Source organism: Halomonas sp. YLB-10 (genome assembly GCF_003856855.1).
GTDB classification, from domain to species: Bacteria; Pseudomonadota; Gammaproteobacteria; order Pseudomonadales; family Halomonadaceae; genus Halomonas; species Halomonas litopenaei.
The window spans coordinates 212,871-234,435 of sequence record NZ_RRCU01000005.1 but is presented as its reverse complement, the minus strand read 5'-3'; the positions used below and the strand labels follow the sequence as shown (position 1 = coordinate 234,435).

Annotated in this window: 24 protein-coding genes; 17 read left to right on the top strand and 7 right to left on the bottom strand. The window is 61.1% G+C overall.

What is annotated here, in order from left to right:
* The first annotated feature begins 47 nt into the window (after positions 1-47).
* The 7 genes from EBB56_RS13140 (at position 48) to EBB56_RS13110 (ending at position 6,412) form a co-directional block, all read left to right on the top strand.
* Entirely contained in the window at positions 48-2,036 is a 1,989-nt protein-coding gene (locus EBB56_RS13140) for a heme lyase CcmF/NrfE family subunit (protein WP_124804557.1), read from the top strand.
* Positions 2,033-2,557 carry a DsbE family thiol:disulfide interchange protein gene (locus tag EBB56_RS13135; protein WP_045991685.1) on the top strand — a complete coding sequence of 175 codons (525 nt, stop codon included), beginning with the start codon at positions 2,033-2,035 and terminating at the stop codon, positions 2,555-2,557. The genes EBB56_RS13140 and EBB56_RS13135 overlap by 4 nt, the downstream gene beginning before the upstream one ends.
* A complete protein-coding gene (locus tag EBB56_RS13130; RefSeq protein WP_045991684.1) occupies positions 2,548-3,024 on the top strand; it encodes a cytochrome c-type biogenesis protein in 477 nt (158 codons plus the stop codon). Before EBB56_RS13135 ends, EBB56_RS13130 begins: the two co-directional genes overlap by 10 nt.
* Positions 3,021-4,268: a c-type cytochrome biogenesis protein CcmI gene (ccmI, locus tag EBB56_RS13125; RefSeq protein WP_124804556.1), complete on the top strand. Its 1,248-nt coding sequence runs from the start codon at positions 3,021-3,023 to the stop codon at positions 4,266-4,268. The genes EBB56_RS13130 and ccmI overlap by 4 nt, the downstream gene beginning before the upstream one ends.
* A gap of 62 nt (positions 4,269-4,330) precedes the next feature.
* Positions 4,331-5,143: a prolipoprotein diacylglyceryl transferase gene (gene lgt / locus EBB56_RS13120; RefSeq protein ID WP_124804555.1), complete on the top strand. Its 813-nt coding sequence runs from the start codon at positions 4,331-4,333 to the stop codon at positions 5,141-5,143.
* The gene (locus tag EBB56_RS13115) at positions 5,140-5,649 is read left to right on the top strand and encodes a protein-disulfide reductase DsbD N-terminal domain-containing protein (protein ID WP_240184315.1); all 510 of its coding nucleotides are present in this window, start codon (positions 5,140-5,142) and stop codon (positions 5,647-5,649) included. Before lgt ends, EBB56_RS13115 begins: the two co-directional genes overlap by 4 nt.
* A 31-nt stretch (positions 5,650-5,680) precedes the next feature.
* Positions 5,681-6,412, top strand: a complete 732-nt coding sequence (locus EBB56_RS13110) for a sulfite exporter TauE/SafE family protein (protein ID WP_108450074.1) — start codon at positions 5,681-5,683, stop codon at positions 6,410-6,412.
* Here the strand turns inward: EBB56_RS13110 and EBB56_RS13105 are convergent.
* Complete coding sequence (locus EBB56_RS13105; protein WP_083970235.1) at positions 6,409-6,837, bottom strand: MerR family transcriptional regulator; 429 nt, start codon at positions 6,835-6,837, stop codon at positions 6,409-6,411. The genes EBB56_RS13110 and EBB56_RS13105 overlap by 4 nt on opposite strands.
* A gap of 256 nt (positions 6,838-7,093) precedes the next feature.
* Between EBB56_RS13105 and EBB56_RS13100 the strand changes: the two genes are divergently transcribed.
* The 8 genes from EBB56_RS13100 (at position 7,094) to EBB56_RS13065 (ending at position 11,661) form a co-directional block, all read left to right on the top strand.
* Entirely contained in the window at positions 7,094-7,333 is a 240-nt protein-coding gene (locus tag EBB56_RS13100) for a hypothetical protein (protein WP_045991679.1), read from the top strand.
* Positions 7,334-7,449: 116 nt separating this feature from the next.
* Complete coding sequence (locus EBB56_RS13095; RefSeq protein WP_124804653.1) at positions 7,450-8,103, top strand: redoxin domain-containing protein; 654 nt, start codon at positions 7,450-7,452, stop codon at positions 8,101-8,103.
* 64 nt (positions 8,104-8,167) lie between these two features.
* On the top strand, positions 8,168-8,608 hold the full coding sequence (locus EBB56_RS13090; RefSeq protein ID WP_035414165.1) for a DUF411 domain-containing protein: 441 nt from the start codon (positions 8,168-8,170) through the stop codon (positions 8,606-8,608).
* Between the two features lie 15 nt (positions 8,609-8,623).
* Positions 8,624-9,187 carry a TlpA disulfide reductase family protein gene (locus EBB56_RS13085; RefSeq protein WP_071211088.1) on the top strand — a complete coding sequence of 188 codons (564 nt, stop codon included), beginning with the start codon at positions 8,624-8,626 and terminating at the stop codon, positions 9,185-9,187.
* Positions 9,184-9,564, top strand: a complete 381-nt coding sequence (locus EBB56_RS13080) for a hypothetical protein (RefSeq protein ID WP_185696437.1) — start codon at positions 9,184-9,186, stop codon at positions 9,562-9,564. Before EBB56_RS13085 ends, EBB56_RS13080 begins: the two co-directional genes overlap by 4 nt.
* Before the next feature lie 18 nt (positions 9,565-9,582).
* Entirely contained in the window at positions 9,583-10,326 is a 744-nt protein-coding gene (locus EBB56_RS13075) for a cytochrome c biogenesis CcdA family protein (protein WP_045991676.1), read from the top strand.
* Positions 10,327-10,403: 77 nt separating this feature from the next.
* Positions 10,404-11,210, top strand: a complete 807-nt coding sequence (locus EBB56_RS13070) for a VPS10 domain-containing protein (protein ID WP_249742928.1) — start codon at positions 10,404-10,406, stop codon at positions 11,208-11,210.
* A 31-nt stretch (positions 11,211-11,241) separates the two neighbouring features.
* Complete coding sequence (locus EBB56_RS13065; RefSeq protein ID WP_124804553.1) at positions 11,242-11,661, top strand: cytochrome c; 420 nt, start codon at positions 11,242-11,244, stop codon at positions 11,659-11,661.
* A gap of 722 nt (positions 11,662-12,383) precedes the next feature.
* Here EBB56_RS13065 and EBB56_RS13060 read toward each other — a convergent pair.
* Complete coding sequence (locus EBB56_RS13060) at positions 12,384-13,241, bottom strand: DUF3800 domain-containing protein (protein ID WP_185696435.1); 858 nt, start codon at positions 13,239-13,241, stop codon at positions 12,384-12,386.
* Between the two features lie 243 nt (positions 13,242-13,484).
* The gene (locus EBB56_RS13055) at positions 13,485-14,321 is read right to left on the bottom strand and encodes a LysR family transcriptional regulator (RefSeq protein ID WP_045991673.1); all 837 of its coding nucleotides are present in this window, start codon (positions 14,319-14,321) and stop codon (positions 13,485-13,487) included.
* Positions 14,322-14,435: 114 nt separating this feature from the next.
* Here EBB56_RS13055 and EBB56_RS13050 point away from each other — a divergent pair, with 114 nt between their 5' ends.
* The gene (locus tag EBB56_RS13050; RefSeq protein ID WP_124804552.1) at positions 14,436-16,202 is read left to right on the top strand and encodes a SulP family inorganic anion transporter; all 1,767 of its coding nucleotides are present in this window, start codon (positions 14,436-14,438) and stop codon (positions 16,200-16,202) included.
* 41 nt (positions 16,203-16,243) lie between these two features.
* Here EBB56_RS13050 and EBB56_RS13045 read toward each other — a convergent pair whose 3' ends face one another.
* Positions 16,244-17,533 carry an aminotransferase class V-fold PLP-dependent enzyme gene (locus tag EBB56_RS13045; protein ID WP_124804551.1) on the bottom strand — a complete coding sequence of 430 codons (1,290 nt, stop codon included), beginning with the start codon at positions 17,531-17,533 and terminating at the stop codon, positions 16,244-16,246.
* 330 nt (positions 17,534-17,863) lie between these two features.
* On the opposite strand from EBB56_RS13045, the gene EBB56_RS13040 reads away from it, so the two are divergent.
* Entirely contained in the window at positions 17,864-18,580 is a 717-nt protein-coding gene (locus EBB56_RS13040; RefSeq protein ID WP_052704264.1) for a GntR family transcriptional regulator, read from the top strand.
* A gap of 138 nt (positions 18,581-18,718) precedes the next feature.
* Here the strand turns inward: EBB56_RS13040 and EBB56_RS13035 are convergent, their stop codons facing one another.
* The 3 genes from EBB56_RS13035 to EBB56_RS13025 form a co-directional block, all read right to left on the bottom strand.
* The gene (locus EBB56_RS13035) at positions 18,719-19,963 is read right to left on the bottom strand and encodes a cysteine desulfurase-like protein (protein WP_045991670.1); all 1,245 of its coding nucleotides are present in this window, start codon (positions 19,961-19,963) and stop codon (positions 18,719-18,721) included.
* 100 nt (positions 19,964-20,063) lie between these two features.
* A complete protein-coding gene (locus EBB56_RS13030; RefSeq protein ID WP_045991702.1) occupies positions 20,064-20,810 on the bottom strand; it encodes an amino acid ABC transporter ATP-binding protein in 747 nt (248 codons plus the stop codon).
* A gap of 82 nt (positions 20,811-20,892) precedes the next feature.
* Entirely contained in the window at positions 20,893-21,564 is a 672-nt protein-coding gene (locus tag EBB56_RS13025; RefSeq protein ID WP_045991669.1) for an amino acid ABC transporter permease, read from the bottom strand.
* Position 21,565 lies beyond the last annotated feature (1 nt).

Here is a 21,565-nt window from a genome sequence, read left to right as displayed (position 1 = left end):
CCGATCGCCTCGCCCCAAGAAATCACGCGACTCAAGATGGAATCCCTATGCTCGTCAAAATCATTCCTGAACTCGGTCTCTTCGCGCTGATCATGGCGCTGGGCCTGGCGTTTATACAGGCGCTGGCTCCGTTAGCGGGCGTCACGCTCCGCCGCCCACTCTGGATGGCCTTCGCCGAGCCCATGGCATGGGGGCAGTTCGCCTTCTTGCTGGTGGCCTATGCCAGCCTGACCGCGAGCTTCCTGCTCGACGATTTCAGCGTGTCCTATGTGGCCAACAACTCCAACTCGATGCTGCCGTGGTATTACAAGCTCACGGCGGTGTGGGGGGGGCACGAAGGCTCGGTGCTGCTATGGAGCCTGATCCTCAGCGGCTGGGGCTTCGCCGTCAGCCTGTTCTCGCGCAACCTGCCGCGTGACATGCTGGCCCGTGTCCTGGGGGTCATGGGCATGGTCAGCACCGGATTCTTGCTGTTCATCCTGATCACCTCGAGCCCTTTCGAACGTCTGCTGCCGGGAGTGCCTCAGGACGGCGCCGATCTCAACCCGCTGCTACAGGACGTCGGGCTGATCCTCCATCCTCCCATGCTCTATATGGGCTATGTGGGCTTCTCGGTGGCTTTCGCCTTTGCCATCGCTGCCTTGCTGGGAGGACGGCTCGATGCCGCCTGGACACGCTGGGTGCGGCCCTGGACCAATATTGCCTGGGCCTTCCTGACCGTAGGCATCGCGCTGGGTAGTTGGTGGGCCTATTACGAGCTGGGGTGGGGCGGCTGGTGGTTCTGGGATCCGGTGGAGAACGCCTCGTTCCTGCCCTGGCTGACCGGGACGGCGCTCATCCACTCGCTGGCGGTCACGGAAAAGCGTGGCACCTTCAAGAGCTGGACCGCCCTGCTGGCGATCTTCACCTTCTCGCTGTCGCTGCTGGGCACCTTCCTGGTGCGCTCCGGGGTGCTGACGTCGGTGCATGCCTTCGCCAATGACCCGTCACGGGGCATCTTCATTCTGGCACTGCTGGGATTCACGGTGGGCGCTTCCTTGCTGATCTTTGCCCTGCGGGCACCACGAATGAGCGGCAATGTGGGCTTCGGCTGGTTGTCTCGTGATGCGCTGTTGCTGATCAATAACATCCTCTTGGTCGTCATGACCGTCACCGTGCTGCTGGGCACGGTCTATCCGTTGATCCTCGATGCCCTGGGGCTGGGCAAGATCAGCGTCGGCCCACCGTACTTCAATACGCTATTCGTGCCGCTGACCGTGCTGCTGTGCGCCTTCATGGGGCTAGGCCCCGTGGCGCGCTGGAAGCAGATGGCGGGGCGCGAGTTGATGCGCCGACTACTTTGGTCCGGCATCGCCGCGCTGATCATGGCGGCGGCGGTTCCGTTCATCTACGGCGGAGAATGGAACGCCTCCGTGGCGCTGGGGCTGGTCATGGCCCTGTGGGTCGTGCTGGCGTTGATCCGTGACCTGTTCGACAAGACCCGCCATGCCTCCTCACCCCTGGCCGGCTTGCGCAAGCTGTCGCTGGCGCATTGGGGCATGGTAGTCGGCCATCTGGGCATGGCCATCACCATCGTGGGCGTGGCCATGGTGTCGAACTATGCCATCGAGCGTAACGTACGTCTTGCCGTGGGGGAGCGTGTCGAGATAGGCGGCTACAGCTTCACCATGACCGACCTGAGCGAGCGCCGCGGTCCCAATTTCCTGGCCGATACGGCAACCCTTGAGGTGGCACGTGATGGCCAGCATGTCACCACCCTACGGCCCGAGAAGCGATTGTATATTGCCCGCGGTCAGCCCATGACCGACGTCGCCCTGCGCCCTGGGCTGCTGCAGGACATTTACGTGGCGCTGGGCGAAGACTTGGGTGACGGTGCCTGGGCCATGCGAATCCAGATCAAGCCGTTCGTACGCTGGCTCTGGCTGGGGGCGTTGTTGATGGCCACTGGCGGTCTGCTGGCGGTGGCGGACCGTCGCTATCGGCGTCAGCGCTCAGTGGCAGCTGACTCCACTCTCCTCCGTGAGGTCCATACATGAAACGGCGACTGTTACTGCTTTTCCCCTTGCTGGTTTTCCTGGGACTGGGTTTCTTTCTCTACCGAGGCTTGGCCATGGATCCCAGTACCCGCAATTCGGCACTGCTAGCCCAGCAGTTTCCTGCCTTTTCCCTCTCGACACTGAAGGATCCCGGTGCCCGGGTCGATGAGTCGCTGTTGCACGGGCAGGTCACGCTGGTCAATGTCTGGGCCGAGTGGTGCCCGACCTGCAAGGAGGAAATGCCCCAGCTGCTGACACTCGCTGAGCGCGGCGTGCGCTTGGTCGGCATCAACTACAAGGACACCCGCGTCAAGGGGCGGGAGTTTCTCGACGAGTTCGGCGACCCCTTCGAAGTCAATATCTTCGATCCGGATGGCGACCTGGGGTTCGAGCTCGGCGTCTACGGTGTGCCGGAGACCTTCCTCGTCGATGCCGAGGGCATCATTCGCTATAAGCACACGGGCTATATCACTCCCGAGGATGTCGAACGTGTCGTGCAGGAGGTGGGCAGATGGCGTTGATGACCCGGGCCGGCCTGCTGTTGCTCTTGTTGATAACGTCGGTCCCTGTGCTGGCGGATTCGGCTATCGAGGTGCGTGACTTCGAGAGGCCAGTAATGGCCGAACGCTATCGTGATCTTACTGCCTCATTGCGCTGTCCCAAATGCGATGCCCAGGCCATCGACAGCTCCAACTCTCCGGTGGCTGCCGACATGCGCGAACGCGTCGCAGATTTGTTACGCGACGGGCGATCCGATAAAGAGATCCTCGATTACATGGTCGCGCGCTTCGGTGAGTTCGTGCTCTATAACCCGCGACTCGACGAGCGTACCTGGCTGCTGTGGGGACTGCCGGCCGCGCTGGTATTAATCGGCGGGCTGATCGTGGCGGTCTTCGTCCGCAAACGAAAGCATGTCCGGGTTCGAGCGCTCAGCGCCGAGGAGCGCGAGCGCCTCAACGCCCTGATTAACCGCGAGGGGAGCAAATGAATCTGCTCTGGTTGGGCATCGCCCTGGTACTGTTGCCTGCCCTGTGGCTCGTGATCCTGCCGCTGAGACGGACCCGCCCGCTGCACGATGCTCAGCAGGCCTTCGAAGCCAAGCAGCGCACCGATGCACAGAACGTGGCGGTCTATCGTCAGCGCCTGGCCTCGCTGGAAACGGCCCATGCACGCGGCGAGCTCGACACCGCGCGAGTCGAGGAGGGTCGGCTGGAGCTCGAACGCAGCCTGCTCGAGGATACCCAGGTACGCCGCCGCACACCGCTTGAGTCGCCCCAGGCCGGCCGACTATTGGTACCGCTGGTGATGGTGGCGTTGGTGGTGGCCAGTCTGCTCTGGTATCAGCGGGAAGGCGCGGAGGGCGATCTGGCACTGTATGCCGTGCATCAGGAGGTGCGCAACTCGCCTGACGGCTCGCTGACGATGCTGATCGAGCGGCTCGAGGAGCAGGCCAAGCGACAGCCGGACAATCCCAAGGTGTGGATGTCGCTGTTTCCGCTGTACCGGGACGGCAATCGGGGACGTGATGCCATCGCCGCGATCGAGCGCCTGATCGAACTGGAGGGTCGACAGCCTTCCCTGCTGGCGCAGTTGGCACAGATCCAATTCTTCGTCGCCAACCGCTCGCTGACCGACGAGGTCCAGGCACTGGTCGACGAGATCCTCGGTCAGGATCCACGCCAGCCCACCGTGCTCGGCATGCTGGGCATCCATGCCTTCGATCGCGCCCGCTATGAAGAGGCCATCGATTACTGGCGGCGCGCGATCGCCGGTTTCGACGACCCCGGCTCGGCGGAGGCGCTGCGGGAGGGCATTGCCGTGGCACAACAGCGCCTGGACGCCTCGTCCGACCAGGTCGATGCTCATCAGGCCGCGCAGGATGGCGCGTCGCTCGCGGTCAGGGTCGGCCTCGCCGAATCGCTCCGCGAGCGGGCCGCGCCGGGCGACACGGTGTTCGTCATCGCCCGCGACGTGGCTGGTGAATTGCCGCCACTGGCGGTGGAGCGGGTCACGGTTAGCGACCTGCCACTCAAAGTGACCTTGGGCGACAACGATGCCATGACACCCCGAGCGCGACTCTCCCAAGTCAATGAGGTGCGCCTGACGGTGCGCGTCTCCGCATCGGGCGAAGTCACCCCGCAGCCAGGCGACCTGATCGGCGAGGCGGGACCGGTGACACTCGGCGAGCCGGACTCCCCGGTCGAAGTCACCATCGGCCGCGTCGTCGAGTAATGCAGACCTATCGCAACCTAATCCGGCAACATCCATTGTCTGCCAAAACATAAGGAAGACTCATGCTGCAGTATCCGCAGATTGATCCCGTGGCCATTTCCCTTGGTCCCGTGCAGATTCACTGGTATGGCCTGATGTATGTGGTCGGGCTGGCCGCCGCCTGGTGGCTAGGGCGTCGTCGAGCCCATCGCCTGGGTTTGAGTCACGATGATATCGGCGATCTGATTTTTTACGCTGCCGTGGGGATCATCTTGGGTGGCCGCCTGGGCTATGCGCTGTTCTATGGGCTCGACCAGTTGCTGGCCAACCCCTTGTGGCTCTTCAGGGTCTGGGACGGGGGCATGAGCTTCCATGGCGGCCTTGCCGGTGTGCTCATCGCCGCCCTGCTGTTTGCCCGCAAGCATCGCCTGGCTTTTTTCCAGCTGACCGATTTCATCGCCCCGCTGGTGCCGATCGGCCTGGGCGCCGGGCGCCTCGGCAACTTCATCAATCACGAGTTGCCGGGACGTATCAGTGACGTTCCCTGGGCCATGGTCTTCCCCCCCATGATGGGGCTGGGGCCGGAGCCGCGGCACCCTTCAGCGCTTTATGAGTTCGCCCTGGAAGGCGTGGTGCTGTTTGCCGTGCTATGGTGGCTGTCGCGCCGACCGCGCCAGCGGGGCCTCATCTCCGGGCTGTTCCTGGTGCTGTATGGCGCCTTCCGCTTCACCGTGGAGTTCGTGCGCCTGCCCGATCCTCACCTAGGGTTCGTCGCCTTCGGCTGGCTGACCATGGGGCAGCTGTTGACCCTGCCGATGCTCATCGCGGGGCTGGCTCTGGTTGTCTGGTCAATGCGTCAGCCAGTGGATAGGGCGAAAACGGCGACGGCCTCATGAACACGGCCTTCACCTTTCTGCTGGTGCTGCTGTTCGTCGCCACACCGGTAGCGGCCCGTGGAGAGTTTCCCGCGGGCAGTGGCAAGAGCTCCCCCTTCGGTACCTCGGCTCAACGGGAATTCCTGGCGACTAAAGAAGCCTTCCGGGCCAGCGCCTGGCGAGACGATAGGCGGCTCTACGTCGGTTTCGTCATTGCCGAGGACTATTACCTCCACCGCCATCGGTTTGCACTGGAAAGTCGCTCTCCGGGCGTCAGTTTCGGTGAGCTGGCAATTCCCCCCGGCGAACCCATGGTGCACGCGTCTCTGGGGGAAATCGAGGTGTTCTATGACCAGGTGGTATTCAGTGCGCCCATCGAGGCGAGCGACACCGCTGCCGAGCCGCTGGCCATCACGGTGACCTTTCAGGGGTGTTCCGACCTGGGACTCTGCTATCCGCCCGAGCTGGTCGAGCTCGACGCGCTGTACGGTTCCCCCTCCGGCAGCCTTCGATTCTCCTCCTCGTGATACTGGGAATAGCGAAGAAGGAGCGCCTTGATTGGATCCCACCGACCTCAGCCTGCCGCCGCTGGCGGCGGCCTTCGTCTTCGGCCTGCTCGGAGGGGCGCACTGCATCGGCATGTGTGGCGGGATCATGAGTGCCCTGACCTTTGCCGTGCCCTCCAGCATGCGGCAGCCGGGACGCCTGGCCGGCCTGCTGCTCGGCTACAACCTGGGCCGCATCAGCAGTTACATGATCGCCGGCGCTCTGGTGGCGCTACTCGGCTCCGTGCTCAATCATGCCCTGGACGGCATCGCCCTGGTGCTGCGTATCCTGGCGGCGGTCATGCTGATTCTGATGGCGCTGTATATCGCCAACTGGTGGAAGGGGTTGCTACGTATCGAAGCCCTGGGTCGCTCCCTGTGGTGGCGTATCGAACCGCTAGGTCGAGGCTTGATGCCCGTCGTGAAGGTACCCCAGGCCTTCGCGCTGGGCTCGATCTGGGGCTGGATGCCCTGCGGGCTGATCTATTCAATGCTGGCCTGGAGTCTGGCCGTAGCCGAGCCGCTACGCGCCGCGGCGATGATGGGGGCCTTCGGGCTTGGCACCCTCCCCGTCGTCCTGGCGACCGGTATGGCTGCCCGGCGCATCTCGCTATGGATTCGCCATCCAGCGACCCGCACGCTGGCGGCGTTGCTGATCATCGCGTTTGCCGTCTGGCAACTCTGGCATCTGCACTCCATGACCGGCATGGACGATATGGCCAGCATGGCGCCGTCGCATCACTAATGGCAACCGCACGGGCCATCCGTCACGATAGCCGGTTGTGCCGATCCCAGCGATTCGATCAGTTGCTTCAGGCTAGGGGCCTCGGAACCATCATCATGGTCGATGCTTTCCAACCATCGCGCTATCGCCTGGAGTTCATGGATCCGCGAGCGAATGTAGCGCCCTTGTTCAGCCAGGGGAGCGTACGTATCGCTAACCGGAGGCATGTCGTGCTCCGCCCAGGTCAATATCTGCTTGATGTCTGGGAGACCGACTCCCAAAGAGCGAAGGCAATTAATGAGACGCAGGCGACCCAGTGCCTTCTCGTCATAGAGTTGATAGCCGTTGCGCGAGTCCCGTTGCGGTCGTAACAACCCCTCACGGGTGTAGTGGCGTACCGTTTCCGCAGTGACCCCACCAGCCCGAGCCAGTTCAGTGACTCGCATTGTCTTTTCCTCACCTGCCCGTTTTCAGACAGCCTACAACCGTGAGGCCGCCCAAAGGTCAAGGTATGGCTGTAGCGTTCAACTGGTGGCCTGCTGCATAAAGCGGGAACGCAAAAAATAAAGTCTTGACCTTGAAGTTGGCTTTAAGGATATCTTTCCAGCAAGCAGCGCTGCTGCCAGGTAGAAATCCAAGCCAGGCCTTCTATCAGCCTTGCTGGTGGAAAGGTGATTCCCAGAAAGATTGAGGAGAAGTGTCATGCGGAAACGTCACACAGCAATCTTGACTGCCGCCATCATCGTCGCCAGCAGCTTCGGAGCCGGCTCGCTTCTTGCGCAGGAAGAGAATCAGCAGACGCCAATGGAGGGCGACATGATGCAGGAGGGCAGCATGCACGACATGATGGGAATGATGCGTGAAATGAATACCATGATGAAAAACTGCAATGCCATGATGGAAAATATGCAACAAGGCCATGAAACCGACAGCAACACCTGAAGTGGCACTGGCCGGGGCTGCTCCGCATAGGAGCAGCCTTCGTTAGAACTGGGTAACGCGAAGGGAGGACGGTACGTGAAAAAGAGCTGTATACACCACTACTCGTCTTGGCATTGATGCCCAGTTCTCCTGTCTTTTCCCATTCCCTCGAAGATACCGAGGAAGAGCTGCAAGAGTGGGAACGTTACGCCCAATTCATCGACCAGCCATCGCCGGAATTTTCGTTGAATAATACAGACAGCAATGGCGTGTCGTCTTCCGACTTGGAACAAAGCGTCGTGGTGCTCAATATCATCCACTCGCGCTATCAAGAAGCCTGCCCGGTGCATATGAACCTGATTGCCGAGGTGCAAGAGCGAGTCAACGATACCGGCCTACGAGATGATGTTGAATTTATCACCATCGCTACCGACAGCGAGGACTTTGCCGGCACGCACAACAACATGCGGGCCTACGGTGAAAATTTCGATCTGGACCCCGCCAACTGGCGGTTTCTTTATCGAAGCGAAAATGAGTTTGTCGACACCACACGCCAGGTCGCGGAAGCCTACGGTCTGAAATTCGACGATGTGGCCGAGGGCGTCCAGGCGCATGGCGTTGTGACTCATGTCATCGACCAATCAGGACGGATACGGGCCCGCTTTCATGGGCTCAAATTCGATCCGGAGCACCTAGTTTACTATGTAAAGGTGTTGGCAGAAGGACCAGAGACATTATCCACCGGTGTGTGGGATCGCATTCGCCATACTGTCGTCAACACCTTCGATTAATGCCGCGAGAGTATAGCCGGCCTAGCTGCCGAACGTTCTCGTGAACTCTATGGAGCCTTAGCGTATGAAACACTGGAAAGCGCTGACCATCGCTTCTCTATTGACCTTCCCCCTGACAGGGTTGGCAGCCGAGACGTCGGCAACCCTCTACAAGAACCCCAACTGTGGCTGTTGCGCCGAATATGCCAAGTATCTCGAACGAAACGGGTTCGAAGTGGAGACAATCGATACTCACGATCTCGCGAAGATGAAAGCCGAACACGATGTTTCCGAGAAACTGCAGGGTTGCCATACCACGCTCATCGACAACTATGTCTTCGAGGGCCACGTACCCGTGGAAAGCGTCACCCAGGTACTCGAAGAGAAACCTTTCATCAAAGGCCTGAGCGTACCCGGAATGCCACTTGGCTCACCGGGGATGTCGGGCGAGAAACAGGGCCCACTGGAGGTTTACACCCTGGCCTTTCAGCCGACCGATACCCCTGAAGTTTACGCCACCCACTGAAGGTGAGCCTTGGTCATGAGACAACTGATCGGGACCAGTTGGGTAGCGGTGGCATTGTGGGGAATGATCACCTCTTTGGCCGTCGCCGAACCACCCAAACGTGTGGGGCCGAATGGGTTTCTTCTCTGGGAAAGCCCACGCGAGGTGTCGGAAATTAGCTTCGAGGCTGGCGACGGTACCCCGCTGACGCTGACCACTTTCGGAGGAAAGCTGATCCTGCTCAACATCTGGGCGACATGGTGTGGCCCTTGCCGCGAGGAAATGCCCACCCTGGATGCCCTCCAGGCTGAATTGGGTGGTACGGATTTCGAGGTCGTCGCACTCTCGATCGATCGCAAAGGCATCGAGGTCGTCAACGAATTCTATCAGGAGGTGGGGATCGAGCATCTCGCTCCCTACGTCGATCCAACCGGCATGGCCAGCGCGAACCTCAGTGCCGTGGGTATTCCCACGACGCTTCTGCTCGACCGCCAGGGCAGGGAGATCGGACGCCTGGTCGGGGAGGCCGAGTGGGATACCCCTGAAATGATCGACTTTCTTGCCGAAACCATAGAAACCACCCAGGAGGACGCGCCATGAGTTGCTGTGACGACAAGCCCCAAAAGGGCCAAGAGAAAGCCGGACTGAAAGGCCTGGTAACAGGCCCACGCCGCTGGATGCTGCTGGGCGCTGTGGCGGTGGCTGGTGGTCTTGCCATGGGCTGGGATCAACTGGTCCTGCTGGGCATCGCCCCTATCCTGGTGACCCTGTTGCCTTGCCTCGTTATGTGTGGAGCAATGTGTATGCTGAAATGCAAGGACAAGAAAGGCAAGGCTACCGAGCCGGGCGAAGCCCCTGACGTCCAAGCCAACGTGGAAGCCTCTACCGCGGTAACCACGGAGACGGCATCTGCCAATCGCCAAGCAGCGGATCACCAGGTGCCATCCGAGCGCCCCGACTCCAAGCTCCAAGCCTAGCCACGGGATTAAGGGGGGATGTGGGAAGTTGCCAATATCGGCCTGGCCACGGCCTTTCTGGCGGGCCTGACCTCGTTCGCTTCGCCCTGTGTCTTGCCGCTCGTGCCTAGCTATCTCTCCTTCGTGGCCGGGCGCTCGCTGGGGCAGATACGGGAAGCGGACCGGCGGGAGCGGCTCCGGGTATTGACCCAGTCAATATGGTTCGTGCTCGGGTTCTCCACGGTATTCCTGATGCTGGGTGCCAGTGCCACGGCCATCGGTCGCCTGCTGCTGGTCTACCGCCAGGAAGCCAACCTGGTCGGCGGTATCATCGTCATCCTGTTCGGTGCCTTCATGACCGGGCTCATTCCGCTGCATTGGTTACAGCGAGAATGGCGATTTATCGGCAGGCTTAAGGAAGCGGGCGGGGGGCCCAGTGCGGCTTATCTGCTGGGTGTGGCGTTCGCGTTCGGCTGGACCCCCTGTATCGGCCCGATCCTGGGCGCCATTCTGACCGTCAGCGCCTCGACGGCCAATGCCCCGAGCGGAATGGCGTTGCTCGGCATCTATTCGCTGGGCCTGGGGGTGCCCTTTCTGTTGACGGCGGTGTCACTCGATCGCTTCCTGCAACACCAGAAATTTCTGCGCCGCTGGGGCCGGGTCACGCATCTGGCGGCCGGGCTGATCATGATCCTGATGGGCATCTTGATGATCACCGGCAAACTGACCGAGCTGTCCTATTGGTTATTGCGCACCTTCCCGGCGCTAGGCAGCATCGGCTAGCCATTATTCGAGGAAATATTGCAATGAACAAGATCACGAGTCGCTTCTGGCGTGCCCTGTCACTGACGAGCTGGGTCATGGCCAGTCTGAGCTTCGTCAGTATGGCCGGGGCCGCCGAGGAGGCATTGCCGTCGCTGAGTTATGACCAAACAGGCGAACGGCTGCTCAAGGTCCAGGCCAACCAGCTTTTCGAAAGCACGGATGGCCGAGCGGCCTGGACGATGATTCCCTTGCCCGACGAAGTAGCGGAGGGACGGTTGGTAACGGTATCGGCAACAGCCGAACATGCCCTCTATATCGCCGGCCCCTCGATCGGGGTGCAGCGCAGCACCGATCATGGAGAAACCTGGCAGGAACTCAACGATGGCTTGCCTAACCAGGACGTTACCGCCTTGGACGTGCACCGCCATCAGCCCGAGACACTCTATGTGGTGATTGCCGACGACGGCCTCTACCAGAGTGAGGATGCCGGCACGACCTGGAAGAAGATGGATAGCGGTCCTGCCCAGGCCGTTCGCCGGCTCATCCACTCCGATATGGAGGGGAGCATGCAGACTGGCTGGCTCTATGCGGTGTCCGACGATGCGGTTCGCCTGTCGATGGATTGCTTCTGCGGCTGGCGACCGACCGGGGAGCTCGATGCCGGCAGGGTCTATGATCTGGCCTACAAGCTCGACGATCCCGAACACGTCTATGTGGCCACGGAGCAAGGCCTGTGGCGCAGCGACAATGGCGGCCAGGAGTGGCAGCAAGTAAAGGGTGATGGCCCGACGTTCGTCACGCTTACGCTTGCGCCGCAGGGAACGCTCTATGCCCTGGATCGCGAGGGGGAGCTCATGCGCAGCGAAGATCAGGGCCAAACCTGGACACCCCCCGATGCGTAAGCGCTGGATCCTCGTCACAACGTGGCTGCTGATGAGTGCCGCCTGGCAGGCCATGGCGGGGGGTGGCCCCTCTTCGCGCGATACCTCTCGGCTGGAAGAGGGAGAAAGGATCTACCAGCAGTACTGTGCCAGCTGCCACGGCAGCGAGGGCGAGGGCCAGCCGAACTGGGAGCGCCAGAATGCCCAGGGCGAATTGCCCGCTCCCCCTCACGGGCCGGAGGGGCATACCTGGAAACACTCCGATGCGATGCTCTACCGAATCGTCGCCGAGGGATGGCGCGATCCCTGGAACAAGACCGAGAGACTCACCATGCCGGCCTTCGAGAATGTCCTGACCCCCGCCGAGATCCGCTCCGTGGTGAACTATCTCAAGGCGCTATGGACGCCGGAGCAACGACGTCATCAGGCGGAAGAAAGCGAGGGAGCCCCATTTCCGTCGCAGAGTGATTAGCTGTGGGGCTAGGGAAGCGCTGCGTAAACACCTCCGCAGCTGACGGAGAGTCAACCGCAGGGTAAAACCTGGCTTTCTTGCCACTGTCTGACCAAAGCCAACCGATGAAGCAGATTTCTGTCGCTCAGGCTCAGCAACAGAACAAGAAGAAGGTTCCCCGCAGCGAACGGTGTCTGGGAAGCCTTGAACAGGACATCATGCACGCCCCCAAGGTCAGTAGCGGCATTTTCACCACTACGCTGCTGACATTACTCTCAATACCAGCCCAGAGATGGTGGACATTTCATCGCACGCACGAAGCCCCCTGCGAGAGCGTCACCTTGAGCTGATTGTGGTAGGTTTGCATTTGCTCTCAGCTAGGACTGTCTCTCTCCTACCAGATGGGGAGTAAGATGGGTAGGAACAAACAAAAAACTATGCACAAAATAAAACCAACCCACTGTTTTATAAATAAAAAAACATCAAATTACATCTTCATATTCAGAATATTGAGTGAGGGCCGCTGTATCCGCCAAGGCCAGCCGAGCGCTCAGCACAGAAGACGTCTTGACCCTGGCTAGCGAATCTACTAGCATGATAGTCAAGTGGATTGGGAGTTCCCGGTCGGCGCTACAGCCTCGGTGGTTTCATCGGGGCTTTTCGCTTTTTAGTGTACATGCTTAGGCTTATCAAAAAAGCCGGCAAGCGCATACACTTTTCAGACAAGCCTTAGCGATACGAACTCAGGTTTCCGGATAGACCTTCATACCCCTTCCCTCGTATCCATCTCCCGCATCTTCCCGGCCACCATCGCAATAGAACTTCTTTTTCAGTATATCAAACGCTTTGTTTCTCTGTTCTTTTCTAATAACTTTTAGACCGATAGGACGGGCGACGAGGTCCGCAAGCTGAAGTCCTGAAGACATGGTCTTTTTGTCGGAAAACACCACGTCAAATGGCAGTTGAATCCCTGCCTGATTGCTTCCATCACAGATCCGACGAAATTCCAACTCCAGTTCTCTATCTTCTTTTTTCCCTCGACACTCAACCACTACGTGAGTCTTTTTATTTTCCTCACCTTTTTCCTGAAGAAATTCGTACAAAGTTTCCATACAGAAACGTAAAGCAAGATGATATGGGTTTGATTTATTACCATTCTGCTTCTTCAGTTCCCGCTTATCTATAGTACAGCTAATAAGGATGAAATTGCTTTTTTCTACGATGCCAGACAGCCCCGTCATGAACTGGTTCTTATGATCTCGATTTTTGAAAAAAATAAATGCTCCTTTTTCCTTTCGAATCTCATGCTCATGCAAAACCACTTGATCATGCCCAAAATAGTTGAACTTGAACTTTTCCAAAGAAGGAACAATTGCTTCACTATAATGACGCTTATGAAAAACACAAAAGGCTAGAACAAAGACTGGATAGTTTGGATCAATACTTGAAAGACCATGATCGCCACTTTCGTCTACATATACGATATATTTCCCGAATTCATCATGCATTTCATCAGATGACTCTGTACTAGATCTCGAAACATTAACATTTTCCTCACTGAACTCGAAAAGGGGAAGTTGACCCGCCTCACCATCCTTCATCTCTACCACCTCTCTTCCGCACCAAGCTCTAAAGGAACTTCCATCTCTCTAATCCAAAATACTACTATCAAACGCCATCCGCTTCGGCTTCCTTAACTCCCAGCGAAAGTTTCTCTGCCAAGTGATTGCGGAAGGCCAAGATAGAACAGCGCCTTCACTCCCCCCCGACCGATCAGTTGCTTGAGCAAGGCTCAGGAACAATGACGCAGCGACCTGCGCAAGCAACACAGACTCCATAGCAGATCACCCCAGATGCTCGATCAACTCGCTGATCAATTCGCGGTGCTCGCCGTGCCAGTGGTAGGCCACATAGGCCTTTAGCTCGATGACGGGCGCATCCTTGACCACGAACAGCCGCTGCCGGTCACACCAGGGGGCGACGATGTCCTGGGGCAGGTAGGCGGCGCCGCCACACTCAAGAAGCAGGCCGAGGGCGATGCGGCCGCTGTTGACTCTGCCGCGCGCCAGTTGGCGCTGCGGAAAGCTGCTCTCGTGGATGCTGGCAAACGCCGTGCCCCATTCGACCCGGATGTAGCCTTCGCCCACTGCCTGCTCGGCGCGTCTATCCGGCTGGCTTGAGACCATCACCAGCGGGATGGTCGCCACCTCCTCGACCCCTACGCCACTGATGCGCGGGGTGTCGTAGAGGAAGCCGACGTCGACCATGTTGCGCTCCAGCTTCTCGACCACCCGCAGCGGGGTGCTCTCTTCGGCGCGAACGCCCAGGGTCGGGTAGGCGCGATAGATGGTGGCGAGCCAGTCCTGCAGGAAGATATCCCAGAGGCTGGCGACCCCCGCCACCACCAGCCGCCGCTGGTGCCGCTCGCTCAGGGCGGTGTCCTCGTAGGCTCGCTCCCAGGCGTCGAGCAGAAAGCGGGCGTGGCGCTCCATGCGCTCGCCGGCCGGGGTCAAACCGATGTGGTGATGGCCGCGGCTGAACAGCGACAACCCCAGCTGCGCCTCGAGTTGGCGTATACGTGCGCTGACCGTCGAGGGCGAGACACAGAGGCTCTCTGCGGCCTTGCCGAAATTGCGCAGCCGGCTGACCTCGAGAAAGGTCTTCAGCAGTTGGGTATCCACGGCTCACCTATGCGGTTTTTTTGTTCGTGAAGCGCAAAAAATTTTGTTTTTCAGGATACCCGCATTTCTCTAGGCTTGCCCGACCCCCTACTTCTGCCCACCTGAGGTTCCGCCATGGCGTCTTCCCCCAAGCGTTATCTGCCCTTCCTGCGCTGGGGACGTGGCCTCGACCGCCGCACCCTGTCGGCGGACATGATGGCGGGCCTGACCGGCGCCATCCTGGTACTCCCTCAGGGTGTCGCCTATGCCTTCATCGCCGGGCTGCCACCGGAGGTCGGGCTCTACACGGCGATCGTCGCGGCCACGGTGGCGGCGCTGTTCGGCAGTTCCTGGCACATGATCTCAGGCCCCACTGCGGCGCTCTCCATCGTGCTGGCCAGCGTGATCGGCGGCCTCGGCACGCTGACACCCGACCAATACCTGGGAGCGGCGCTGACCATCACGCTCCTAGTCGGTCTGATCCAGCTGGCCATGGGGCTCTTGCGCCTCGGCAATCTGGTGAGTTTCATCTCTCACACGGTGGTCATCGGCTTCACCTCTGGTGCGGCCATCCTGATCGCCACCAGTCAGATGGAGCACCTGCTTGGCGTGTCCATCGACGCTCAGGGATTCCTGGCCGAGCTGTCAGCGCTGTTCCGGGCGCTGCCGGATATCAACCTCTACGCATTGGCCATCGGGCTGATCTCGCTGATCACCTCGCTGGTAGCACGACGCCTCCATCGTCGTAGTCCTCACCTGCTGCTGGGCCTGGCCGCCGGCAGCCTGGCCTGCTGGTTGATGGATGGCGCCGCCCACGGTGTGGCGCTGGTCGGCACCCTGCCCGGGACCCTGCCACCCGTTACGCTGCCCGAACTGACGCCGGACAGCCTGCGCGTGCTGACCTCCGGCGCCTTCGCCATCGCCCTGCTGGGGCTGATCGAAGCGGTATCCATCGCCCGCGCCATTGCCCTGCGCTCGCGTCAGGTGATCGACGGCAATCAGGAATTCATCGGCCAGGGCCTGTCCAATATCGTGGGGGGCTTCTTCTCTTGCTACGCCAGTTCGGGCTCCTTCACCCGCTCCGGTGCCAACTATGACGCAGGCGCCCGCACCCCGCTGGCCTCGGTGTTCGCCGCCCTGCTGCTGTCGCTGATCCTGGTCTTCGCCCCGGGGATCACCGCTTATCTGCCGCTACCCGCCATGGCTGGAGGCATCCTGTTGATCGCCTGGAACCTGATCGACATCCCGCACATCGTCCATCTGGTACGCGTCAGTCGCCACGAGGCGATGGTGCTGGTCGCCACCGTCTCCGCCACCCTGCTCGTCGCACTGGAGTTCGCCATCTATATCGGCGTGCTGCTGTCACTGGTGCTCTATCTAAAGCGCACCTCGCGCCCTACCGTCATGGAAGTGGCGCCGCGCCAGGATCATCCCCGGCGGCTCATTCGCAACGTCAGACGCTACCAGCTCGAGCAGTGCCCACAGCTCAAGATTCTGCGCATCGACGGCTCGCTGTTCTTCGGCGCCACCGACCACGTGCAACGTCGTCTTCGCGCCTTCACCGCAGAGCCGGGCTCCCGTGCGCTGATCATCGGCAAGGGCATCAACTTCATCGATACGGCGGGCGTGGAGATGCTGCTGCAGGAGGTCCGTCGCCTGACGGACCAGGGGGGCGAGCTGATGATCAGCTCGCTCAAGGGCTCGGTGATGGATGAGCTGTGCCGTCGCGGTGATCTGAAGAGAATCGGCGAGGCTCGCTTCTTCGAGACCACCGAGGCGGCCATCACCTCCATTACCCCGGCGCTGGATCCAGACGTCTGCCAGGGCTGCGCCAAACGCGTCTTCGGCGAGTGCGCGTCAAAGCCATCGCCTGAACTCGGTGTCCTGGCAAGCCAGGTATGACCAGCGGCGCCCGGAATGGGCAATTCGGGGGGCCGCTATATTCAGGCTCCGAGGACGTCCTTCAGCGCCGCCAGACAGGCGTCCACTTCGAATGGGGTGTTGTAGTGGGCCAATGACACCCGGGTAACCGAGGGCAGGCCCAGGGGGCGCAGGATATTGCCGGAGTAGGCGTCATCCTTGCGGGCGTGGACGCGAATGCCACGCTTGCCGAGCTCGGCGACGATCTCCAGTGCGTCTCGGTCCTTCACGCAGAACGAAACCGCGCCTTCCCGCCAGGGCGAATCCGCCTCGCCGATCAGGGTAACGCCGGGCAGGTCCCTGAGTCCGGTGACACCATCGGCTCCGTCGATCAGCCGACGCATCAGCGCGGCCTCCTGGTCATGCATGGCCTGGCCGGCGGCCAGCAGGCGCTGACGGCGGTCGCTCTTGTCAGTGAAGTGTCCTCCCAGCCACTCGAGATAGCGGACCATCTCGTGGGCGCCGGCCCAAGCGGCAGGATCGCGGCTACCCAGCTCCCAGGCGTCATCCGGCTTGCCCGCCAGGCGGTCGTGATCGACGCAACCCAGTCGCGGCGAGACCCAGGCGTAGCCGTCGTTGAACGGGCAGAACACCTTGTACAGCGACACCGCGTAGGCATCGACGCCGTAGTGCGATACCGCCAACGCACCATGGGGGGCATGCTGGATGCCGTCGACGATGATGTAGCAATCCGGTGCGATGGCGCGAATCGCCTCGGCGATGGCGGCCACGCCCTGGGTCATGCCGGTCACCGGGCTGGTGTGCAAAACGGTGGCCACACGGGTCTCCGGCGTCACGACGCGGGCATAGTCCTCGGCGGTGGCGCGCCCCTGACGCGGATCGAAGGGCACCGTCAACCGCTGCCTGCCGGTGCGCCTCGCCCACTGCGCGGTGGCGTCAAAGGTGGCGGGGTGCTCGAGCTCGCAGGCGACGATGTTGCCACCCGCTGGCGCGGCACTGGCGGCGGCGCGAATCACCCGGAACAGGCACTCGGTGCCGGTCTCGCCGCCAAACACGATGCCGTCCTCTACCCCCAGCAGGCTGGCCATGGCGTCGCGACCGTCATCGATCATGCACGAAATGGCCCGGGAAGCGTCATTGTCGCGATGATCGTTGTCCGGTAATGCGGCGACTTCGGCCATGCGTGCCACCACGGCCTTGAGCGTCAGAGATCCGCCGGCGTTCTCGAAGAATATCCGGGGGCCGGTGTAGGGGCAGCGGTCGACGTGGTGAAAGCGAGCGCGCACCTGACTCATCAGGGCGTCGTCAAATACCGCCACGCTCGCCTTGATGGAAGGTTTCAATGTGTGCATCTGATCGTTCCTTGATGGCAGCGGAACAGCGAACCTCACCCCCAGCCGGGCGCCAGAACGAGGCAAGGGACGCTACCCGATCCCTCCTGGTTCGTCCGGAGTTATCGAGAAGCTTGCTCATAGTAGTACGCCCTGGCTGACCGGATGGCAAAAATGCAGCACACTGGGCGCCGGAACTTTGGTCGATCCAACGTTACCGTTCGAGCGACATCGTGATAATCTGTCCCTTGCACGATGGCCGTAAATTGACGCCATTTCACCTTTCACAATGCTCAACCATCCCGGTAATTTTCCCCTGATGATGGGCGAGCCTTCTGGCGAGACAATGCCATGACGAGTGACGCCACCTCCGCTGCACCATCCAAGCCGGAAGCCCTGGCCGAGGAGCTCGTCTATGACCGCATCGTCGACGCCCTGATCGACAAGCGTCTGCGTCCCGGCGAGCGTTTGAACGAAGCCAAGCTCGCCAGCGCCTTCAAGACGCCGCGTAGCCGGGTGCGTCGCGCACTGAACCGACTGACGGCGGAACGCCTGGTACGCTTCGAGATGCACCGGGGAGCCTTCGTCTCGCTGCCATCGGTGAAGGAAGCCTACGATATCTTCGAGACGCGGCTGCATATCGAGGGCGCGGTAGCGCGGATCGCCTGCGAGCGCATCGACGCCGAAGGTATCGCCACGCTACGTCGCCACCTGGCGCTGGAGCATCAGGTGTTCGAGGAGCACCAGCCCAGCGTCAATCGTATCTCCGGCGACTTTCACCTGATGCTGGCGGAGCTGACCGGCAACGACGAGCTGATCGCCATCGTGCGTCCGATCATTCGACGCTTCTGCATCATCCAGTCGCTCTACGAACGCTCCACCGGCGTGCTGTGCCTGACCCACGAGCACCAGTCCCTGGTCGATCTGATCGAAAAGCGCGACGCCGAGGGCGCCGCCGCGTCGATGATGGAGCACTGTCGCCACATCTTCTACAGCCTGGACCTGTCCGAGCGCCGCCGCGCCGAGGCCAACATCTACGATATCGACATCGACGATCCGCTGGGATAAAGGGCGGGCCAGGCCGAAAAACCAACGCAAGCAGGAGACAGGGCCGGCCCTGAGCCTGGGACATGCGTAGCAGAAAAGGGGCCAGAAGCCCCTTTTCTGCATTTCCACGACGTCATTGCCAGCTTCTGGCCCACGCCATCAGAGTGCGGCGTCCAGCGCCTCGATCAGTCGGTCCACCTCGGCCTCGGTGTTGTAGTGCACCATGGACACCCGCACCACGCCCTGGATGTCCATCAGACCGAGGTCCTCGGTCAGGCGACGGGCGTAGAAGTCGCCGTAGCGGATTCCTACCTTGGCCTCGTCGATCTTGCGCACGATCTCGTCAGACTGATGCCCTTCCACGGTAAAGCTGATGGTCGCGACGCGATGTTCGATATCGGAATCCCGCCTTCCGATGATGCGAACGCCTTCTTTTCCAGCGAGATAATCGAGCAGTTTCTTGCTCAATATCGCTTCATGCTTGGCGATGGTATCGAAGGCTGTTTCCAGCTTTTTCCGCTTATCACCTTCACCATTATCGCCCGTCAGTGAGGTCAGATAATCCAGGATACCGGTGGCGGCGTAGGTCAGCTCGTAGTTGGGATTTCCAGGCTCCATCTTTCCTGGAATCTGCTCACGCGTGAAGAAGTGATGGTAGATATTATCCAGCTCCAGCAGGCACTCCTTTTTCACATAGAGCACCGCGTGGTGGGGACCGAATACCTTGTACAGACTGAAGCCGTAGTAGTCGACATCCCAGTCCTGGACGTCGATGGCCCGGTGGGGGGCGAAGGCCACCCCATCGACACAGATGCGAGCACCGGCGTCGTGGGCCATGGCGGCGATCCGCTTGATCGGATTGATGGTGCCGAGCAGGTTAGAGACGTGGGTCACGCAGACCAGGCGGGTGCGCTCGTTGAGCAGTTCCGCCAGGGTGTCCAGCTCGAGTTCCAGGGTCTCGGGATTGCAGTTCCAGAAGCGCAGCTTGACGCCGCGCTGCTCGAGGCGCATCCAGGGGCCGACGTGGCTCTCGTGGTCGGTGTTGGTGACGATGATCTCGTCACCCGGGGCGAACTGGCTGGCCATGGCGTCGGCCAGCAGGCGGAACTGGATGGTCGAACTGGGGCCAAACACCAGCTCTTCCACGTGGCGGGCATTGACCAGCGTCGCCACCGCCTGGCGACCGGCATCGACCTTGGCCTTGGAATTCTGGCTGGGGGCGTAGCTCGCGCCGAGCTGCACGTTGTCGCCCAGCAGATAGTCGCTGATGCGTTCCACCACCATCTTCGGCACCTGGGCGCCGCCGGCGTTGTCCATGAACACCCAGTCGCTTTCAAGCGAGGGAAACTGGGCTCTGACGTGTGTCAGATCAAGGCGAGCGTCTGAGGATGAATCGAGTGACATGGGAAGTCCTTGAATAGGGGTCGAGAGGCGATACATGGACGTCGAGAGACAAGGCTGGGGCGAAACAAGCGCCGGCCAGCCGTCGAACAGGCGCCACGACTCAGTGAGCCAGCACCGACTGGAAAAAGGCGCGAGTTCGGTCTTCCTGCGGTGCCGAGAAGATCTGTTCGGGAGCGCCTTCCTCGACGATCTGGCCGGCCTCCATGAAGATCACCCGGTCGGCGACATGGCGGGCGAAGCCCATCTCGTGGGTCACCAGCAGCATGGTCACGCCGGTGCCGGCCAGGGTCTTGATGACGTCGAGCACCTCGCCGACCATCTCCGGGTCCAGCGCCGATGTGGGCTCATCGAACAGCAACACGCGCGGTTCATTGGCCAGCGCCCGGGCGATGCCGACCCGCTGCTGCTGACCGCCGGACAGGGCGCTTGGATACTTGTACATCTGCTCGGCGATGCCGACCTTTTCCAGCAACTCCTTGGCCCGCGCCTGGGCATCCCCCGGGCTCATGCCGCGCACCCGGATCGGCCCCAGGGTCACGTTCTCCAGCACCGTCATGTTGGGAAACAGGTTGAAGCTCTGGAACACCATGCCGACGTCCTTGCGCACCTCGATCAGCTCGGGGCCGGGCTGGACCCGCACGCTGTCGACATAGATGTCGCCGGCGCTATAGGCCTCCAGATGATTGATGCAGCGGATCAGCGTCGACTTGCCGGAGCCCGACGGGCCGAGGATCGCCACCACCTCGCCTTCGCGTACCTTGAGGTCGATGTTCTTGAGGGCGTGGAAGTCGCCGTAGTACTTGTTGACCCCTTCGAGCGAGATGATCGCTCTGGGCGCCTCGGGCAGACCAGCCTCGAGCGGGGGAAGGGTAGTGCCCTGGGTAGTGCCCTGGGTTATCCGGGTTTCATTGATCATGGCAGTTCTCCTGTCAGGCCCGGCCCTGGGCGAAGCGTTTCTCGAGCAGACCGACCAGGCGCACCAGTGGCAGCAGCACCGCCAGGTAGAGTAGCGCCGCGCCGATCAGCGGTGTCGGGTTGGCCGCCAGCGCCTGGGCCTGGGTGGCCTGCTTGAGCAGGTCGGGCATGGCCACCACCGAGGCCAGGGCGGTGTCCTTCATCACGTTGATGCAGTTGCTGGTCAGCGGCGGAATGATCAGCCGGATCGCCTGGGGCAGGACCACGTCGCACATCATCCGATACTGGCTAAGGCCGATCGACTGGGCGGCCTCGAACTGGCCCCGTGGCACCGCCTCGATACCGGCGCGGTAGATCTCGGCGGCGTAGGCGCTGGAGATCATGGTCAGGGCGGTACAGGCCGCGGCGAACGGTGACAGGGTGATGCCGACGAACGGCAGCGCGTAGTAGACGATGACCAGCCACACCAGCACCGGCAGTGAGCGAAAGACGTCGATGTAGGCGATGGTGAGAAAACGCAGCGGCTTGGGGCCGTAGAGGCGCAACAGCGCCAGCCCCAGCCCGCCGATCAGCCCCAGCAGGATGCTCAGAAAGCCCAGCATCAGGGTCATGCCGAGCCCCTGCAGGAGCATCGGGAAGGTGCGCACCAGCACCTCCCAGTTGAAGAATGTCTGGACCAGGTCCATG

Excerpts from the sequence above, each read along its gene's own strand:
- EBB56_RS13140 (WP_124804557.1), top strand. The coding sequence starts at position 48 with ATGCTCGTCAAAATCATTCCTGAACTCGGTCTCTTCGCGCTGATCATG.
- EBB56_RS13135 (WP_045991685.1), top strand. The coding sequence starts at position 2,033 with ATGAAACGGCGACTGTTACTGCTTTTCCCCTTGCTGGTTTTCCTGGGA.
- EBB56_RS13130 (WP_045991684.1), top strand. The coding sequence starts at position 2,548 with ATGGCGTTGATGACCCGGGCCGGCCTGCTGTTGCTCTTGTTGATAACG.
- ccmI (WP_124804556.1), top strand. The coding sequence starts at position 3,021 with ATGAATCTGCTCTGGTTGGGCATCGCCCTGGTACTGTTGCCTGCCCTG.
- lgt (WP_124804555.1), top strand. The coding sequence starts at position 4,331 with ATGCTGCAGTATCCGCAGATTGATCCCGTGGCCATTTCCCTTGGTCCC.
- EBB56_RS13115 (WP_240184315.1), top strand. The coding sequence starts at position 5,140 with ATGAACACGGCCTTCACCTTTCTGCTGGTGCTGCTGTTCGTCGCCACA.
- EBB56_RS13105 (WP_083970235.1), bottom strand. The coding sequence starts at position 6,837 with ATGCGAGTCACTGAACTGGCTCGGGCTGGTGGGGTCACTGCGGAAACG.
- EBB56_RS13100 (WP_045991679.1), top strand. The coding sequence starts at position 7,094 with ATGCGGAAACGTCACACAGCAATCTTGACTGCCGCCATCATCGTCGCC.
- EBB56_RS13095 (WP_124804653.1), top strand. The coding sequence starts at position 7,450 with ATGCCCAGTTCTCCTGTCTTTTCCCATTCCCTCGAAGATACCGAGGAA.
- EBB56_RS13090 (WP_035414165.1), top strand. The coding sequence starts at position 8,168 with ATGAAACACTGGAAAGCGCTGACCATCGCTTCTCTATTGACCTTCCCC.
- EBB56_RS13085 (WP_071211088.1), top strand. The coding sequence starts at position 8,624 with ATGAGACAACTGATCGGGACCAGTTGGGTAGCGGTGGCATTGTGGGGA.
- EBB56_RS13080 (WP_185696437.1), top strand. The coding sequence starts at position 9,184 with ATGAGTTGCTGTGACGACAAGCCCCAAAAGGGCCAAGAGAAAGCCGGA.
- EBB56_RS13075 (WP_045991676.1), top strand. The coding sequence starts at position 9,583 with ATGTGGGAAGTTGCCAATATCGGCCTGGCCACGGCCTTTCTGGCGGGC.
- EBB56_RS13070 (WP_249742928.1), top strand. The coding sequence starts at position 10,404 with ATGGCCAGTCTGAGCTTCGTCAGTATGGCCGGGGCCGCCGAGGAGGCA.
- EBB56_RS13065 (WP_124804553.1), top strand. The coding sequence starts at position 11,242 with ATGAGTGCCGCCTGGCAGGCCATGGCGGGGGGTGGCCCCTCTTCGCGC.
- EBB56_RS13060 (WP_185696435.1), bottom strand. The coding sequence starts at position 13,241 with ATGAAGGATGGTGAGGCGGGTCAACTTCCCCTTTTCGAGTTCAGTGAG.
- EBB56_RS13050 (WP_124804552.1), top strand. The coding sequence starts at position 14,436 with ATGGCGTCTTCCCCCAAGCGTTATCTGCCCTTCCTGCGCTGGGGACGT.
- EBB56_RS13045 (WP_124804551.1), bottom strand. The coding sequence starts at position 17,533 with ATGCACACATTGAAACCTTCCATCAAGGCGAGCGTGGCGGTATTTGAC.
- EBB56_RS13040 (WP_052704264.1), top strand. The coding sequence starts at position 17,864 with ATGACGAGTGACGCCACCTCCGCTGCACCATCCAAGCCGGAAGCCCTG.
- EBB56_RS13035 (WP_045991670.1), bottom strand. The coding sequence starts at position 19,963 with ATGTCACTCGATTCATCCTCAGACGCTCGCCTTGATCTGACACACGTC.
- EBB56_RS13025 (WP_045991669.1), bottom strand. The coding sequence starts at position 21,564 with ATGGACCTGGTCCAGACATTCTTCAACTGGGAGGTGCTGGTGCGCACC.